Source organism: Ruegeria alba (genome assembly GCF_022321465.1).
GTDB lineage: Bacteria > Pseudomonadota > Alphaproteobacteria > Rhodobacterales > Rhodobacteraceae > Ruegeria_B > Ruegeria_B alba.
This window is the reverse complement of record NZ_JAKOEM010000002.1, coordinates 32662-50567: the sequence shown is the minus strand read 5'-3', so window position 1 is coordinate 50567 and position 17906 is coordinate 32662. Positions and strand designations below refer to the sequence as shown.

Annotated in this window: 12 protein-coding genes; 10 read left to right on the top strand and 2 right to left on the bottom strand. The window is 66.7% G+C overall.

Going from position 1 to position 17906, the window contains the following annotated elements; all coding sequences use genetic code 11:
- Positions 1–11: 11 nt before the first annotated feature.
- From MB818_RS03940 to MB818_RS03920, 5 genes are all read left to right on the top strand, one after another.
- Positions 12–1631 carry an acyl-CoA carboxylase subunit beta gene (locus MB818_RS03940; protein WP_238904062.1) on the top strand — a complete coding sequence of 540 codons (1620 nt, stop codon included), beginning with the start codon at positions 12–14 and terminating at the stop codon, positions 1629–1631.
- A gap of 2 nt (positions 1632–1633) precedes the next feature.
- Positions 1634–3613, top strand: a complete 1980-nt coding sequence (locus tag MB818_RS03935; protein ID WP_238904060.1) for an acetyl/propionyl/methylcrotonyl-CoA carboxylase subunit alpha — start codon at positions 1634–1636, stop codon at positions 3611–3613.
- Complete coding sequence (locus MB818_RS03930) at positions 3610–4740, top strand: NAD(P)H-dependent flavin oxidoreductase (RefSeq protein WP_238904057.1); 1131 nt, start codon at positions 3610–3612, stop codon at positions 4738–4740. The genes MB818_RS03935 and MB818_RS03930 overlap by 4 nt, the downstream gene beginning before the upstream one ends.
- Positions 4741–4742: 2 nt before the next feature.
- Entirely contained in the window at positions 4743–5534 is a 792-nt protein-coding gene (locus tag MB818_RS03925) for a TIGR03084 family metal-binding protein (protein WP_238904055.1), read from the top strand.
- 104 nt (positions 5535–5638) lie between these two features.
- Positions 5639–6796, top strand: a complete 1158-nt coding sequence (locus MB818_RS03920; RefSeq protein ID WP_234137423.1) for an acyl-CoA dehydrogenase family protein — start codon at positions 5639–5641, stop codon at positions 6794–6796.
- A 182-nt stretch (positions 6797–6978) separates the two neighbouring features.
- On the opposite strand, the gene MB818_RS03915 is transcribed toward MB818_RS03920, so the two are convergent.
- Positions 6979–7860: a LysR substrate-binding domain-containing protein gene (locus tag MB818_RS03915; protein ID WP_238904053.1), complete on the bottom strand. Its 882-nt coding sequence runs from the start codon at positions 7858–7860 to the stop codon at positions 6979–6981.
- A gap of 81 nt (positions 7861–7941) precedes the next feature.
- On the opposite strand from MB818_RS03915, the gene MB818_RS03910 reads away from it, so the two are divergent.
- From MB818_RS03910 to MB818_RS03895, 4 genes are read left to right on the top strand one after another with little or no spacing between them, the layout of a single operon-like run.
- Positions 7942–9120 carry a pyridoxal phosphate-dependent aminotransferase gene (locus MB818_RS03910; RefSeq protein WP_439653271.1) on the top strand — a complete coding sequence of 393 codons (1179 nt, stop codon included), beginning with the start codon at positions 7942–7944 and terminating at the stop codon, positions 9118–9120.
- Between the two features lie 39 nt (positions 9121–9159).
- Complete coding sequence (locus MB818_RS03905) at positions 9160–11352, top strand: dehydrogenase E1 component subunit alpha/beta (RefSeq protein ID WP_234137549.1); 2193 nt, start codon at positions 9160–9162, stop codon at positions 11350–11352.
- A complete protein-coding gene (locus tag MB818_RS03900; RefSeq protein WP_238904051.1) occupies positions 11349–12386 on the top strand; it encodes an ACP S-malonyltransferase in 1038 nt (345 codons plus the stop codon). The genes MB818_RS03905 and MB818_RS03900 overlap by 4 nt, the downstream gene beginning before the upstream one ends.
- Positions 12387–12429: 43 nt before the next feature.
- A complete protein-coding gene (locus MB818_RS03895) occupies positions 12430–13707 on the top strand; it encodes an NAD(P)/FAD-dependent oxidoreductase (protein WP_238904049.1) in 1278 nt (425 codons plus the stop codon).
- Here the strand turns inward: MB818_RS03895 and MB818_RS03890 are convergent.
- On the bottom strand, positions 13701–14612 hold the full coding sequence (locus MB818_RS03890; protein ID WP_234142820.1) for a LysR family transcriptional regulator: 912 nt from the start codon (positions 14610–14612) through the stop codon (positions 13701–13703). The genes MB818_RS03895 and MB818_RS03890 overlap by 7 nt on opposite strands.
- 75 nt (positions 14613–14687) lie before the next feature.
- Between MB818_RS03890 and MB818_RS03885 the strand changes: the two genes are divergently transcribed.
- Positions 14688–17906: a reductive dehalogenase gene (locus MB818_RS03885; RefSeq protein ID WP_238904047.1), complete on the top strand. Its 3219-nt coding sequence runs from the start codon at positions 14688–14690 to the stop codon at positions 17904–17906.

Sequence of the window (17906 nt, the reverse complement as noted above, 5' to 3'; positions counted from 1 at the left end):
GCAGAGGGACCATGCGTTTTATCAGCCAGCTCGACAAGGACAGCGACAGCTATCGCCGCAACCGCGCCGATATGCTGGCGCTGGTGGATCGGCTCCGTGCGCTCGAGGCGCGGCCCATGGCGCTCAGCGAAGAGCGGCGCGCCCGGATGGAGGCGCGCGGCCAGATCACCCCGCGCGACCGTCTGGCGCGGCTGCTGGACCCGGGTCTGCCTTTCGTGCAACTGCACAGCCTCGCGGGATACATGGTCGACAGCGCCGATCCCGAAACCTCGGTTCCCGGGGCCTCGGTCATCATCGGTATCGGCTTTGTCTCGGGCGTGCGCTGCATGGTGGTGGTCGATGACAGCGGCATCAAGGCCGGTGCCATGACCGAGATGACGGCCGCCGCCTTTCTCAGCGCGCAGGAGGTGGCGCTGAAACAGCGGCTGCCCTTCCTGCATCTGGTCGAAAGCGCGGGCGCCAACCTGATGGAATACCGGGTCGAGCTGTGGGCCCATGGCGGCAAGCTGTTTCGCAACCTTGCCCGGCTGTCGGCGGCGGGCATTCCCAATATCGCGGTGTTGCATGGCCCCTCGACCGCAGGGGGCGCCTATATGCCCGGTCTGGCCGATTATGTGGTGGGCGTGCGCAAGAACGGGATGGCGGCGCTGGCGGGGGCGGCGCTGGTGCATGCCGCCACCGGCGAGCGTGCCAATGACCGCGATCTGGGCGGGTCCGAGATGCATGCCCAGACCAGCGGTCTGGTGGAATACCTGGCCGAGGATGACGCCCACGGGATCGAGATCGCCCGTCAGGTGGTTGCCGCGCTCGACTGGAACAAGTCGCTGCCCGCACGGCCCGCACCCGCTGCGGTCGCCCCGCCGCTCGACCCCGAGGACCTGGCCGGGCTGGTCCCGGTCGATTACCGGGTGCCCTATGACATGCGCGAACTGGCGGCGCGGGTGGTGGATGGCGGGGTCTTTCAGGACTTCAAGCCGCGCTATGGTGTCTCCACCGTCTGCCTGCAGGCGGCGATCCACGGGATCGCGGTGGGCATCATCGGCAATAACGGCCCGATCGACCCCGATGGCGCAACCAAGGCGGCGCAGTTCATCCAGCTCTGCGGGCAATCCGACACGCCGTTGATCTTTCTCAACAACACGACCGGTTACATGGTCGGCACGGCCTATGAACAGGCGGGAATGATCAAGCATGGCGCCAAGATGATCCAGGCGGTCACCTCGGTCGATGTGCCGCGCATCACGCTCTATGTCGGCGCCAGCTTTGGGGCGGGCAATTACGGCATGTCCGGTTATGCCTATGAGCCCGATTTCCTGTTTGCCTGGCCCAACGCCACCACAGGCGTGATGGGGGGCGAGCAGGCGGCGGGGACCATGGCCATGGTCGCCCGCGCCGGAGCCGCCCGCAAGGGGCAGGAACTCGACGAGGCGCGGCTGGCCAAGCAATCGGCGATGATCGCGGCGCATTTCGACCGCCAGTCGGATGCGTTCTATACCTCGGGGCGCTGTCTGGATCACGGGGTGATCGACCCGCGCGACACCCGGCGGGTGCTGGGCTTCTGCCTGCACACCTGTCGCGAGGCGCGGGCACGCCGGGTCAAGCCCGGCTCATACGGGGTGGCGAGGTTCTGACGATGCGATTTGACACTCTGCTGATTGCCAACCGGGGCGAAATCGCGGCGCGGATCATCCGCACCGCCCGCGAGATGGGGCTGCGCACCGTGGCCGTCTACACCAGCGCCGATGCCGGGGCGCCGCATGTGGCGCTGGCCGATCACGCGGTCTGGATCGGCGAGGGGCCGGTGCGCGACAGCTATCTGAATGCCGAGCGCATCCTTGATGCCGCCCGGCAAAGCGGCGCCGGGGCCATCCATCCCGGCTATGGTTTCCTGTCCGAAAACGCCGGGTTTGCCCGCGCCGTGGCGGCGGCGGGGCTGGTCTTTGTCGGGCCGGACGCGGCGGCGATCGAGGCGATGGGCAACAAGGCCGAGGCCAAGCGGTTGATGCTGGCCGCCGGGGTTCCTTGCGTGCCGGGCTATCAGGGGGCCGATCAATCCGATGCCGCGCTGGCGCGCGAGGCCGAACAGATCGGCTATCCGCTGATGGTCAAGGCCGCGGCTGGCGGCGGCGGGCGCGGCATGCGGCTGGTGCAGAGTTCCGACACCCTGACCGAGGCGCTGGCCCGCGCGCGGGCCGAGGCATTGGGCGCCTTCGGATCGGACGAGTTGATCCTGGAACGCGCCATCGTCGAACCGCGTCATGTGGAGTTTCAGGTCTTTGGCGATGCCCATGGTGCGGTGATCCATCTGGGCGAGCGGGACTGCTCGGTCCAGCGCCGCCACCAGAAGGTGATCGAAGAGGCGCCCTGCCCGGTGATGACACCCGATCTGCGCGAGGCGATGGGCGCCGCTGCTGTGGCCGCCGCCCGCGTGGTGGATTATCGCGGCGCTGGTACGGTCGAGTTCCTGCTGGACGCGTCGGGCAACTTCTATTTCCTCGAAATGAACACCCGGCTCCAGGTTGAACATCCGGTGACCGAGATGGTCACCGGCCTCGATCTGGTGGCGCTGCAATTGCAGGTGGCGCAGGGCGATCCGCTGCCGCTGACGCAGGACGATCTGCGCATCGACGGCCACGCGATCGAGGTCCGGCTTTATGCCGAGGATCCGGCGGCGGGCTTCTTGCCCGCCATCGGTCCTGTCCTGCGCTGGCGCCCGGCTGACGGGGCGGGTCTGCGTGTCGATGCGGGCATCGCGCAGGGGCAGCAGATCGCGCCCCATTACGACCCGATGCTGGCCAAGATCATCGCCCATGGCCCTAGCCGCGCGGTGGCGCTGGCTCGTCTTGCGCGCGCGGTGGCCGATACGGTGCTGCTGGGCACCGCGACCAACAGCGCCTTTCTGGCCGACCTGCTGGCACTGCCCGAATTCGCCGAGGGCCGCGCCACCACCGGTCTCTTGGAGCGCAGTTATCCCGAGGGCTACGGCGCAGACGCGCCCGAGCCGCGCGACGTGGCCCTGATGGTGGCGGTGCTGATGCAGCATGACCGCGATACGGCGCTGGCGGCTGCTGGTCCGATCCCGCCCGAGCTTCTGGGTTGGACCAGCGCCCCGGTTCTGCCGCGCAGCCTGCGGGTCGAGACCGGCGGGCAGGGCTTTGACTGCACCGCGGGCGCCGTTCCGGGCGGCTGGCGGATCGGCGTTGCGGACGCGCAGTTCGAAATCGAGCTGGACCAGCGGGGCGACGGTCTGCGGGCGCGGCTGGGTGGCGAGACCCATGACCTGCTGGCGCATGTGGCGGGCGATACGGTGTACATGGCATCTGGCGCACAGCGACTGACCCTGCGCCGCCAGTGTCCCGGCGCCCCCGATGCCGAGGCGCTGGGCGGTGGCCGCGTCACCGCGCCGATGCCCGGTCTGGTGCAGTCGGTGTCGGTGGCCGAGGGGGGCGAGGTTGCCAAGGGTCAGACGCTTGCGGTGCTTGAGGCGATGAAGATGCAGCACCAGATCACCGCCCCGGTCGCGGGCCGGGTGACCCGGCAACATGTGGCACCCGGCGCGCAACTGGCGGCGGGCGATGTGATGTTCGAGATCGAAGAGGAAGAGAGCGCATGAATTCCGACCTGTGCCGCAAACTGGGGATCGAGTTTCCGCTCTTTGCCTTCAGCCATTGCCGCGACGTGGTGGCCGCCGTCAGCCGGGCGGGCGGCATGGGCGTGTTCGGCGCCGTGCTCTATACGCCCGAACAGCTCAGGACCGAGCTGGAATGGATCGACGCCCATTGCGGCGGCAAACCCTATGGTGTGGACCTGATCGTGCCGACCTCGATCCAGCGGCAGGGGGGCAGCGGGCCGGACGACGATCAGTTGCTGGCTGGGCTGCCCGCCGAGCATCTGGCCTTTGCCGAACAGGTGCTGGAGCGGGCAGGCGTGGGCGCCGACGATCTGGACGAGCGCCGCCGCGCGCTGCTGCATATCTCGCGCAACCTCGATAGTGCGGGGGCTGAGACGATGCTGGATGTTGCTTTTTCCTTTCCCATTCGGCTGATTGCAAACGCGCTGGGCACGCCGCCGCAGATCATGCTGGACCGCGCCCGTGCGGCGGGGGTGCCGGTGGCGGCGCTGGTGGGGTCGAAACAGCACGCCCAGCGGCAGGTCGCCGCCGGGGTCGACATTCTGGTCGCTGCCGGGGGCGAGGCGGGCGGCCATTGCGGCGAGGTCTCGACCATGGTGCTGGTGCCCGAGGTCGTCTCGGTCGCGGGCGCAACCCCGGTTCTGGCGGCGGGTGGCATCGTGACCGGCCGACAGATGGCGGCGGCGATGGCCATGGGCGCGGCAGGGGCCTGGTGCGGCTCGGTCTGGCTGACCACCGCCGAGGGCGAGCCAAGCCAGGTGGTCAAGGACAAGATGCTGGCGGCCTCGTCATCGGATACGGTGCGCTCGCGCTCGCGCACGGGCAAGACCTCGCGCCAGCTGAAATCGGCCTGGACCGATGCGTGGGAAGCCGAAGGCCCCGCGCCGCTGCCGATGCCGCTGCAATCGCTGGTGGCCGAACCGGCGCTGGCCCGGATCGAGGCGCTGGCCCAGCGCGGCCATGCGGGTGCTGCCGACCTGGCCACCTATTGGGTCGGGCAGGGGGTCGGGCTGATGACCCAGACCACATCCGCCGCCGAAGTGGTGCAGGAATTCAAACGCGACTACCTCGCCGCGACCGAGCGGCTGATGGCGACACTGGAGGGATAAGGATGGAACAGGCAGGCGATTTTCTGGCCGAATGCCAGGCGCTGGACGCGGTGCTGGACGGGATGCGCGGCGCCGATTGGGACCGCCCTACCCAGTTCAAGGGCTGGACCCTGAACGACGTGCTGGTGCACCTGCATTTCTGGAACCGGATGGCGGATCTGTCGCTGACCGATCCGGCCGCCTTTCAGGCCCGCGCCGCCGAGACCCTGGCGGGTATCGGGCGCGACGGCTTTCGCGCCACAGAAAACGCGATGGTCACCGAACGCGGCGCCGATCTGCGCGCCGCCTGGGCCGCGCAATACACGGATATGGCGGAACGCTGGGCGACGCTTGACCCCAAGCAGCGGCTGCAATGGGTCGGTCCCGAAATGTCGGCGCGCTCGTCCATCACCGCGCGGCAGATGGAAACCTGGGCCCATGGGCAGGAAGTGTTCGACTGTCTTGGCGTCACCCGGACCGAGACCGACAGGATCAGGAATATCGTGGTGCTGGGGGTGAACACCTTTGGCTGGTCATTCAAGGTACATGGCCGCCCGCAGCCCGAGATGATGCCCCGGCTGGAGCTGACCGCCCCCTCGGGCGCGCTGTGGGACTTCGGCGAACCGGGCGCGAACCGGATCGCCGGCCCGGCGGTCGAGTTTGCCCAGGTGGTGGCCCAGACCCGCAACATCGCCGACACCTCGCTGGTGGTCGAAGGCCCGGTTGCCACCGAGTGGATGGCCATCGCGCAATGTTTCGCGGGCGGGCCGGAAACCCCGCCCGCCAAGGGCGCGCGCCACCGCGTCGCGGGCTGAGTGGAAAAGGACGTAGCGTAGCGCCGCCGAAACGCCGCGTCACCCGGATTGGCGGGAATCGGGTGCGCGCGTAGCTTGGGCACAAACGCAAATTGGAGAATGTCATGTCCCTTTTCAGCAGCACCGCCGCCTGGGTCACCGACGAACATCGCATGTTCGCCGAAGCGGCGGGCCGGTTCCTTGATGACGAACTGGTTCCCAACATCGAAACCTGGGTCGACAATGGTGTGGTTGACCGCGATTTCTGGCGCAAGGCGGGTGAGACCGGGCTGATGGCGGGCGCCATCCCAGAGGAGTTCGGCGGCGTCGGCGGCGGCATGGGGTTCGACGCGGTCACCATCTATGAACAAACCTCGCGCGGGGATGCGGGCTGGGGCTATGGCATCCAGTCGATCGTCACGCACTACATCACCGCCTATGGCAGCGAGGAACAAAAGGCCAAATGGTTGCCGAAACTCGCCTCGGGCGAGATGGTGGGCGCCATCGCGATGACCGAACCGGGCACCGGCTCGGACCTGCAGGCGGTGCGCACCACCGCCGAGAAAGACGGCAATTCCTATCGGATCAACGGCTCCAAGATATTCATTACCAACGGCCAGACCGCCGATCTGATCATCGTGGTGGCCAAGACCGACAAGACGTTGGGGTCCAAGGGCGTGTCGCTGATCGCGCTCGAAACCGAAGGCGCCGAAGGCTTTCGCCGGGGCCGCAACCTCAAGAAACTGGGGATGAAGGCCAACGACACCGCCGAACTGTTCTTCGAAGACGTCAAGGTGCCGATGACCAACCTGATCGGACCGGAAGAAGGGCATGGGTTCTACCAGCTGATGAAACAGCTGCCCTGGGAACGTCTGACCATCGGCATCATGGCGCTCGGCGCCATCGATTTTGCCCTCTCCGAGACGGTGAAATATGTTCAGGAGCGCAAGGCATTCGGCCAGCGGGTGATGGATTTCCAGAATACCCGGTTCAAGCTGGCCGAATGCAAGACCAAGGCCGAGGTGCTGCGCAGCTTTGTCAACGACTGCATCGCGCGGCTGGAGGCCGGGCAGCTCGACGCCACCACGGCCTCGATGGTGAAATATTACGGGTCCGAGGTGCAGAACGAGATCATGCATGAATGCCTGCAACTTTTCGGCGGCTATGGCTTCATGATGGAATACCCGATCGCGCGGCTCTATGCCGATGCGCGGGTGCAGATGATCTATGGCGGCACCAACGAGGTGATGAAGGAACTGATCGCCCGCTCCATGGACGTCTGACCCGTTCGCAATCAAATCGTGCGCCTGCGGCGCGCTCGATCCTTTGTTGAGGGACGCTGTCCCTCAAACTCCCTGGAGTATTTGCAACCAGAAAGAAGCCAGAGCCGGATTTGCGCTTCTTTCTGGTCGGAAATACTCCGGGGTGAATTGCCCGCAGGGCAAGAGGGGCAGCGCCCCTGTTCTTATGTAAATGCCTCTTGCAGCCATACTCGGAACGAGTCGAGCGGCGGCGCGATCATGCGTTCCTTTGGCCAGACCAGGTAATAGCTCCCCAGGCTTATGGCGGGCCCGTCATGGGCAGTGACCAACCGGCCCCGGGCCAGATCATATTCAACCAGATAGCTTGGCAAGAGCGCCACGCCCAGCCCGTTGGCCACTGCCGGGATCATGGTCGAGAACTGGTCGAACAGCATGCCGCGCAGCCCCGGCGCCGCAAGGCCATGGACCGCGAACCAGCGTTCCCAGGCATCCGGGCGGGTGTCGAGATGTAAAAGCGGAGCCGTGCGCAGCCAGCCAGGATCGTTGGTGGATTGCCGCAAGTCAGGCGCGCAGACCGGCAAAACCTCCTCGCGCATGATCTTGAGATAATCTACTCCGCTCCAGTCGCGCCGTCCGAAATGGATGGCGGCATCGAAGGGTTCGCTGGCAAAGTCGAAGGGTTTCAGCCGGGTGCTGAGATTGACCGACACTTCCGGGTGGCGGCGGGCGAAATCCTGCAATCGCGGCGCCAGCCAGTGCATACCGAAGGCGGGCAGGATCGACAGGCTGAGCGTGCCGCCGGTCGGGTTGGCCTTGAGCTTGAGCGAGGCTTGCGCCAGCTGGGTCAGCGCGGTGCGGGCGGTCTGCACATATTCCTGTGCCGCAGGCGTCAGGTGGAGCCGCACGTGGTCGCGTTGGATCAATTTGACGCCCAGTTGTTCTTCCATCGTCTTCAGCTGCCGGCTGATCGCGCTTTGGGTCAGGGCCAGTTCCTCGGCGGCGGCCGAGGCGCTGCCCAGCCGGTCGACTGCCTCAAGCGCCAGCAGGGAGGAGATCGAGGGGAGAAAGCGGCGGGGAGCAATCACTTGAGTTTTCCTCATACCTTTTGGTTGGAATATCACTGGTTTTTGCCGCGATCCAGCGCGATCTATTGCGGGAAACTCCTGATGGTGGGGAAGGCAATGAACGGTTACGGCGAATCTGGATTTCGGCGCGCAGGGCGTCTTGATGGAATCGAGCTGTCCGAGATCGTGCAGATCTCGGAACGGGCGGCGCAGTTGCGGGCCGGGGGCGCCGATATCGTCGCGCTGAGCACGGGAGAGCCGGATTTCCCGACGCCAGCCCATGTGATCGAGGCCGCGCACAGGGCGGCGCTGGCGGGGCAGAGCCGCTATCCGGCCACGGCGGGTACACCTGCCCTGCGCGCGGCGATTGCCTCTGATGCGGGGGTGGAGCCTGCCAATGTGATCGTTTCGACCGGGGCCAAACAGGTGCTGGCGGGCGCGTTCCTAGCCACGCTCGACCCGGGCGACGAGGTGATCACGACGGCGCCGTTCTGGACCAGCTATGCCGATATGGTGCGGCTGGCGGGCGGCGTGCCGGTGGTGCTGGATTGTCCGGGCGATCAGGGGTTCAAGCTGACGCCCGCGCAGTTGGAGGCCGCGATCACCCCCCGCACCCGCTGGCTGTTGCTCAACACGCCATCGAACCCCACCGGCGCCATCTATTCTCAGGCCGAGTTGCAGGCGCTGGGTGCGGTGCTGGAGCGTCAACCGCATGTCTGGGTGATCTCGGACGAGATTTACCAACATCTGGCCTATGTGCCCTTCACCCCCTTTGTGCGGGCGGTGCCAGAACTGGCCGATCGCACCCTGATCGTGAACGGGGTGTCCAAGGCCTATTCGATGACCGGCTGGCGCATCGGATGGGGTATCGGCCCGGCCCCGCTGATCAAGGCGATGGTGGCGGTACAGGGGCAGATCACCTCGGGCGCCTGCTCCATCGCGCAGGCGGCGGCGCTGGCGGCGCTGACCGGGCCGCAGGACCTGCTGGCCGAGCGGAGGGCCGAGATGCGGTCGCGGCGCGATCTGGTGGTTGCGGGGTTGAACGCGGCGGGGCTGGATTGTGCGCTGCCGGATGGCGCGTTCTATGTGTTTCCGAAGACACCGGCGCAGATGCCGGTCGATCATGAATTCTGCCACTATCTGCTGGACAATGCCGGGGTGGCGCTGGTGCCGGGGCGGGCCTTTGGCATGCCGGGGCATTTGCGGCTCTCCTTCGCTTATGCGAGGCAGAGTCTGGAAGAGGGGCTTGCCCGTATCGCCCGCGCCACCGCCGCGTTGTAACAAGGGGCATCGCCCCCAAGCATGAAAGAAGGCCGAGCCATGGACCGCGCCCAGATCGTACATGAGAACTTCCTCAGCCGGGTTGCTGCGGGCGACCTGCCCACGGGCGCGCCGCCGCGCCCGGGTCTGTCGCGAGAGCAGGCGGTGTCTCTTTATCGCTCGCAGGTGCTCAGTCGTGCTCTCGACCGGACCAGCCGGGCGATGCAGAAAGCGGGGCAGGGGTTCTATACCATCGGGTCGTCGGGGCATGAGGGGATGGCGGCGGTGGCGCAGGCCCTGCGCCCGACCGACATCGCGTTCTTGCATTACCGCGATGCGGCGTTCCAGATCGCGCGGGCCGAGCAGGTCCCGGGCCAGCAGATCGCCTGGGACATGCTGCTCAGCTTTGCCTGTTCAAAGGAGGACCCGACTTCGGGCGGGCGGCACAAGGTGCTGGGGTCCAGGGCGCTGATGATCCCGCCGCAGACTTCGACAATCGCCAGCCACCTGCCCAAGGCGGTGGGCGCGGCCTATAGCCTGGGTGCGGCGCGGCGGCACCCCCCCGAACACCGGCAATTGCCCGAGGACGGGATTGCCATCTGTTCCTTTGGTGATGCCTCGGCCAACCATTCCACGGCGCAGGGCGCGATCAACACGGCGGGCTGGACCAGCGTGCAGTCGATCCCGCTGCCGCTGCTCTTTGTCTGCGAGGATAACGGGATCGGCATTTCGACCAAGACGCCCCGGGGCTGGATTCAGGCCTCGATGGAGCATCGGCCCGGTATCCGCTATTTCCAGGCCAACGGGCTGGACATCTACGAGACCTATGCGGTGGCAGAAGAGGCCGCCGACTATGTCCGCACCCGGCGTAAACCGGCCTTCCTGCATCTGAAAACCGTGCGGCTCTATGGTCATGCCGGGGCGGATGTGCCGACCACCTATTTGACCCGCGCCGAGGTAGAGGCCGAAGAGGCCATGGACCCGCTGCTGCACAGCGTGCGGCTGCTCGCCGAGGACGGGGCGCTGTCGCCGGAGGAGGCGCTGGCGATCTATGAACAGACCTGCGCGCGAACCGACCGCATTGCCGCCGAGGCCGCGACCCGCCCGCACCTTGGCAGTGCGGGTGAGGTGGCAGCCAGCCTGATTCCCCCCAAACGGGACTGCAAACCCACCAATGGCCCCAGCGCCGAGGCGCGGGCAGCCACATTTGGTGGCGACCTGCGCGCCATGGACGAGCCGCAACCGATGAGCCGCCTGATCAACTGGGCGCTGACCGATCTGATGCTGGAACATGGCGAAATCGTCTGCATGGGCGAGGATGTGGGCCGCAAGGGGGGCGTCTATGGCGTGACCCAGAAGCTGCAACAGCGGTTCGGCCCCGACCGGATGATCGACACGCTGTTGGACGAGCAGTCCATTCTGGGGTTGGCCATCGGCATGGGCCATAACGGGTTCCTGCCGATCCCCGAGATCCAGTTCCTCGCCTATCTGCATAATGCCGAGGACCAGATCCGGGGCGAGGCCGCGACGCTGCCGTTCTTTTCGAACGGGCAATTCAGCAACCCGATGGTGCTGCGCATCGCGGGGCTGGGGTATCAAAAGGGGTTCGGTGGGCATTTCCACAATGACAACTCGCTCGCGGTGCTGCGCGACATTCCCGGTGTGATCATCGCCTGCCCCTCGACCGGGGCGGATGCGGCGCAGATGCTGCGCGAATGCGTGCGGCTGGCGCGTGAGGAGCAGCGGGTGGTGGTGTTCCTCGAACCCATCGCGCTTTACCCGATGCGCGATCTGCACGGGGCGCAGGATGGCGGCTGGATGACCACCTATCCCTCGCCCGACCGGCGCATCGCGCTGGGCGAGGTCGGGGTGCATGGCGATGGCACCGATCTGGCCATCGTCACCTATGGCAACGGGCATTACCTGTCGCAGCAGGCGCTGCCCGAGATCGAGGCGGCAGGGATCAAGGCGCGGATCATCGACCTGCGCTGGCTGGCGCCGCTGCCCGCCGAGGCGCTGCGCGCGGCCACGCAAGGGTGCAAACACGTGCTGATCGTCGACGAATGCCGCCGTACCGGCAGCCAGTCCGAGGCGCTGATGACTTTCTTCTGCGAAGAAAGTCGCGCCCCCGCGACCGCCCGCGTGGTGGCCGAGGATTGCTTTATCGCGACTGGCCCGGCCTATGCCGCCCCGCTGCCGTCCAAGGACGGCATCGTGGCCGCCGCGCTGTCCCTGACCGGAGTTGCGAAATGACCCGTACCGCTGTCGTGATCTGCCCCGGCCGGGGCACCTATAACAAACCGGAACTGGGCTATCTGCACCGCCACCACGGCGCCCGGATGGACATGTTCCACGCCTTTGACGCGATCCGCGCCGAAGCGGGGCAAGATGCAGTGACCACGCTGGACGGGGCCGAGCGGTATACGGTGGGCAAATACTCGCGCGGCGATGTGGCCTCGCCGCTGATCTACGCGGCTGCGCTGGGTGATGCGCAGGCGCTGGCCGAGGATATCGAGGTGGTTGCTGTCACCGGCAATTCGATGGGCTGGTATATCGCGCTGACTGCCGCCGGGGCGCTGAGCCCGGAAAACGGGTTCCGGGTGGTCAACACCATGGGCACACTGATGCAGGAACGGTTGATCGGCGGGCAGCTGGTCTATCCTTTCACCGGCGAGGATTGGGCGAATGACCCGGCGCGCAAGGCGGCGTTGCTGGCGGATGTGGTCCGGATCGACGCGATGCCGGGGCATGACCTGGCGCTGTCCATCGAACTGGGCGGAATGCTGGTGCTGGCCGGCAACGAGGCCGGGCTGTCGGCCTTCGAGGCCGCGCAGCCGGTGGCGCAGGAACGGTTCCCGATGCGGCTGGCCAATCACGCCGCCTTTCACACCCGCTTGCAGGCACCGGTTGCCGCCGAGGGGCGGCAACGGCTGGGCGCGGGCCTCTTCACCCAGCCCACCCGTCCGATGATCGACGGGCGCGGCAAGATCTGGTGGCCGGGCGCCACCGATACCGGGGCGCTGTGGGACTATACACTGGGCCATCAGGTGACCGAACCCTATGATTTCACCCGCGCCGTGCAGACCGCCGCGCGTGAATTTGCCCCCGACCTGTTTATCGTCACCGGCCCCGGTGCCACGCTGGGCGGTGCTGTGGCGCAGTCGCTGGTCCTGGCCGATTGGCGTGGCATGAGCGACAAGGCGACGTTTCAGGCGCGCCAAGCCGAGGCGCCCTTGCTGGTGGCGATGGGGCGCGACGATCAACGTGGGCTTGTCACCGCCGCCTGAGCGCCTAAGACGTAGATATCCCTCTTGCAGACGAGACCCGGCCATGTCGGACAATACCCGCAACCTCTGGCATCTGACCTCGGCCGAGCAGGTCACCGCGCCGCCGCTGGCGGGGGATGTCACCGCCGATCTGGTGGTGATCGGTGGCGGCTATACGGGCCTGTCGGCGGCGCTTCATGCCGCGGAGCAGGGCGCCGATGTACGGCTGGTCGAGGCCGAGATGCCGGGCCATGGCGGCTCGGGCCGCAATGTCGGACTGGCCAATGCGGGCCTGTGGCTGCCGCCCGACGATATCCGCGCCCATCTGGGCAACGGGGCGGGCGACCGGTTGATCGCGCTGCTGGCCGGGGCGCCGGGAATGGTGTTCGATCTGATCGACCGGCACGGTATCGCCTGCGAGCCGGTGCGGGGCGGCACGCTGCATTGCGCGCATGCGCCCTCGGGCCTCGCCGATCTGAAACGCCGTCATGTGCAACTGACCGCCAGCGGGGCGCCGGTCGAACTGCTCTCGGCCGCAGAGACCGCGCGCCGTACCGGGTCGGCCGCGTTTCACGGCGCGCTATTTGATCCGCGCGCGGGCACCATCCAGCCGCTGGCCTATGCCTGCGGGCTGGCCCGTGCCGCGCAGGCGGCGGGGGCGCAGCTGCACGGGCAAAGTCCGGCGCTGGAGGTGGAACATAATGACGGGGTCTGGCAGGTGCGCACGCCCGGTGGCAGCATCCGCGCGGGCAAGCTGATCCAGGCCACCAACGCCTATCACCGGGGGGTGGCCCGACGAAAGCCTGCCCATGTGCCGGTGCACTATTTCCAATATGCCACCGATCCGCTGCCCGCCGAGATCCGTGCCGCGATCCTGCCGGGCGGCGAGGGGTGTTGGGATACCGGGTTGATCATGACCTCGTTCCGGCTGGACCGGGCGGGGCGGATGATCATCGGCGGCATGGGGGCGCTGGACCATCCGGCCAGCGGCATCCACCGGGCCTGGGTGCGGCGCAAGCTGGCGCAGCTCTATCCCGCCTTGTCAGGGCAACCGCTGGTCACCGGCTGGCATGGGCGCATCGCGATGACCGGCGATCACATCCCCAAGATCACCCGCCCCGGCCCCGGCGCGCTGGCGGCGCATGGCTATTCCGGGCGCGGCATCGGGCCGGGCACCCTGTTCGGCAAGGCCATGGCCGAGGCGCTGCTGAGCGGGGACGAGACCAACCTGCCGATCCCCGCCATCGACCGCCATGCCGAGCGCTGGACCACCCTGCAACAGGCCTATGTGGAAACCGGCGCCACGCTGATGCACCTGATCCGGGCGCGCGTGGGCTACTGAGCGCCGCGTTGCAGCCGGGCGGCGATTGCCTCGACCCGGGCGCGCAGCCAGCGATGGGCCGGATCCGCGGTCGAGCGTTCGTGCCAGACCATGTAGATCGACACCGGATCGCAGGCAAAGGGCAGCGGCGCGCAATCCAGCGCCGCCAGCGGCCCCAGTTTCATCAGAGTGGTATCGGTCGAGATCAGGTCACTGCCTTTGACAAATGCGGGGATGGCGCCGAAATGTGGCAAAATCACCGTGGGTGGGCGTATCTGGCTTTGATCCACGCCGCGCATCACCACATTGGCGCTGCGTCCGTCGCTGAATCGCACCTCGACATGTTCGGCGGCACAATAGCTCTGCCAGCTGTCGGGCGGGCTGCGATGACTGGCGTCATAGTAGATTTGCAACGGGCTGGTGAACAGGTGCCGTTGATAGATATCGGGCCCATCCGGCGGCAGCGGCGTCAGCACCAGCTGGCAGCGGTCGCTGCGCAACAGGGCCGGATCGGGCACGCCCGAGGGGACGAAGCCAAGGCTCAGCCGTACTCCTTCGGAACGGGCGCGGTGCAACAGTTCGGGAAAGATCAGCTCGCGTTGCAGGTCGTTGGCGGCGATGTCGAAATGCATCGCTTCGCCCAGCGGGTCAAAGGGGCGGGCATCGGTCAGCGACTTGATCCCGTCGAGCACCCGCTGCACCGGTTCGCGCAGGGACAGTGCCCGTTCGGTGGGCGTCAACCCCTGGCCCGAGCGTACGAACAGCGGATCACCCAGCACCGCGCGCAGCTTGGCCAGCGTATGGCTGACCGCCGATTGGGTGACGCCCAGGCGGTCGGCCGCGCGCGAGACCGAGCTTTCCTCGAGGATGACCAGAAAGCAGCGCAGCACCTTGCCATCGAGATCGGTAAAATCGAATTTGTTCATGAGATTTATGACTAAACATGAATGGTTTTACTGTCCATTCCACGTTACGCCGGACGGGCATTCAGGAGGCGCCGGATGGGTATTCGCTTTTTCTCGGACCGCGATAGGCCCGTTCATATGGGTCCCTATCCGCTGGAGCGGCTCGCCCGGCGCGATGGCGTGGCGGATCTGGCTGGCGTTCCGCAAATGCCTGTGCTCAGCTTTCACCGGCCCGAGCAGCCCGAGAGCATCGTCAACGCGATGGGCGAGTTTCAGGCGATGCTGGATGCGATCCGCGACGGGCTGGTCAACCCGGCCCGCGCCGAGATCCCTTCCGATCCACAGGAGCGCGCCAACCATCTGAAAGCGTTTGGGTATTTCAACGATGCCTCGATGATGGGTTGCGGACCCTTGCCGTCCGGGGCGCTGTTGCCGGCACCCCGACGCAACCCCGATATCGACCGGCTGGCCGAGGCGCTGCGGACCCGGCAGACCAAGACGCTGGCCTCGGGTATCGACGTGATCATGGCCGACCTCAAGGAGAGCATGGAGGCGCCGCCACGCCCGATCGAGGGGCACCGGCACGCGCTTGTCTTTCTCTACGAACATCACCGCGACCCCGAGGCGGACGAACCGGGAACAGAGTGGATAAGGGACGCGCAGGACCATCGTGCCTGTCTGCTTGCCAGCGAAAACGCGGTGGTGATCGCCAATTACATCCGCCTTCTGGGCTATGACGCGCGGGCGCATACCGCCATGTCGAGCGATGTCGATCTGGGGCGGCTGGCGCTGGCGGCGGGGCTGGTGACGCTTGAAGGCGGGCAACTGGCCGCGCCCTGGCTGGGGCGCCGTTTTGGCCTGGCTGCCGTCACCACCGAAATGGAACTGGCCCACGACCGCCCCTTGACGCCACTGGCCGCGCAGTCCTGGGCCGCAACACGCGGCCCGGCCTGGTGGCTGGGCAAGGGGTTCGCCAAAAGCGGGCTGAACCGCGACCCCTATGCCCGGCGGCGCTATGTGGACGGGGCACACAAGTTCGAGCGGCTGCACCGGGTCGAGACCCCCACCACCTATATCGACGAGGCCAATGTGGCCCGTGTGCCCAAACGCGCCGACATGTTCGCCCGCGCCCAGTTCGGCGATATGGGCAAGGCCCTGCAAGAGGGGGCCAAGGGCGGTCACTATGTGCGCAAGGCGGCGCCCAGCTTTGCCCAGCGGCGGGCGCTGGGGGCGTTCGTCTTGCTTCAGGATGGCGACAGCGCCGATGTGCCCCGCCCGGTCGATCCGCGCCGCAATGCCGCCAACCTCAAGGCGGCGAGCTATTTCCTGGGCATCGACGCCGTCGGCCTCAGCCGCTGCCCGACCTGGGCCTGGTACAGCCATGACGCCACCGGCGAGGCAATTACCCCGCCGCATGATCAGGCGATCAGCATGATCGTCGATCAGGGCTATGAGACGATGGAAGGATCGAGCGGCGACGACTGGATCGCGGTGGCGCAATCCATGCGCGCTTACTTGCGCTTTTCGCTGTTGGGGGGCGTGATCGCGCAGCAGATCCGCAATCTGGGCTACAAGGCCAAGGCCCATACGGTGATGGATGGCGAGGTGTTGCAACCGCCGCTCCTGCTGCTGTCGGGTTTGGGCGAGGTCAGCCGCATCGGCGAAGTGATCCTGAACCCGTTCCTGGGCCCGCGCCTGAAATCGGGGGCGGTGACCACCGACATGCCGATGAGCCATGACAAGCCCATCGACTTTGGCCTGCAACGGTTCTGCGAGGCCTGCAACAAATGCGCCCGCGAATGCCCCTCGGGGGCGATCACCGCCGGGCCCAAGCGGATGTTCAACGGCTACGAGATCTGGAAATCCGACAGTCAGAAATGCGCCACCTATCGCATCACCACCCAGGGCGGTGCCATGTGCGGGCGCTGCATGAAGACCTGCCCGTGGAACCTCGAAGGGTTGTTTGCCGAACGACCCTTTCGCTGGGCTGCGATGACGATCCCGGCGGCGGCCCCGGCGCTGGCGCGGCTCGACGATGCGCTGGGCCATGGTGGGCTGAACGAGGTCAAGAGATGGTGGTGGGATATCGAGTTGCAGTCCGATGGCGCCTATCGCCCGACCGCCGGGCCAGTGAACCGGCGTGACCTGCAACGGGATCTGGACCTGAAATATGAGGATCAGACACTGGCCGTCTATCCCGCGCCGCTGGCGCCGCATCCCTGGCCCTATCCGTTTCCGATGGACCGTGAGGCGGGGATCGCCGCCTATCAGGAGATGATCAGCGCCGACGAATACCGGGCGCGGCTGGCATCTGGCGACCGGTCGATGGTGCATCGTTATACCGTACCCGATGCGGACAGTGCGCCAGTGATCCGGGTCGAGGTGACGCGGGCCGAGAAGATGACGGCTGAGATCACCAAATACGAGTTTGCCGCCCCAGACGGCGCGCCGCTGCCCGAATGGACGGCGGGCGCGCATCTGGATGTGCTGGTCGCGCCCGAGTTCCTGCGTCAGTATTCGATGTCGGGCGACCCGGAGGACCGCGCCACCTATCAGATCGGGGTGCTGCGCGAGGATGCGGGGCGGGGCGGCTCAAGGCTGATGCATCGCATCTTTACGCCGGGCCGGCGGGTATTCATCTCGAAACCGATCAATCACTTCGAACTGGAGGAGCGCGCGACGCGCACATTCCTGATGGGCGGCGGCATCGGCATCACCCCGATGATCGCCTTTGCCCACCGCTTGCACGCGCTGGGGGCCGAGTTCGAGCTGCATTATTCCGTCCCCAGCCGCGCCAGCGCCGGATATCTCGAGGATCTTGGCGCGATGCCCTGGGCCCATCATGTGCAGTTGCATGTCTCGGATGAGGGGTCGCGCGCCGATCTGGATACGGTTCTGGCGGGGTATCGGCCCGGCTGGCACGTTTATACCTGCGGTCCCGAGCGTTTCATGGATGGGGTGATGCAGGCCGCCGAACGACAAGGCTTCCCCGAAGAGGCGCGGCATCTGGAATACTTCTCGGTCCCCGAACAGCCCGCGTATGAAAACCACCCCTTTACGCTGAAACTCACCCAGTCAGGGCGCGAGATCACTGTGCCCGCGGATCAGGACGCGGCGCAGGTGTTGAACGCGAGCGGGATCCCTATCGACGTGAAATGTTCGGACGGGATCTGCGGCGTCTGCAAATGCGGGTTGATCGCGGGCGCGGTCGAACATCGCGATTTCGTGCTGTCAAGGAAACAGCGCGAGAGCGCGATCATCCTCTGCCAATCCCGCGCGGCAGAACCGGGCGGGGTGGTCGAGATCGATCTGTAA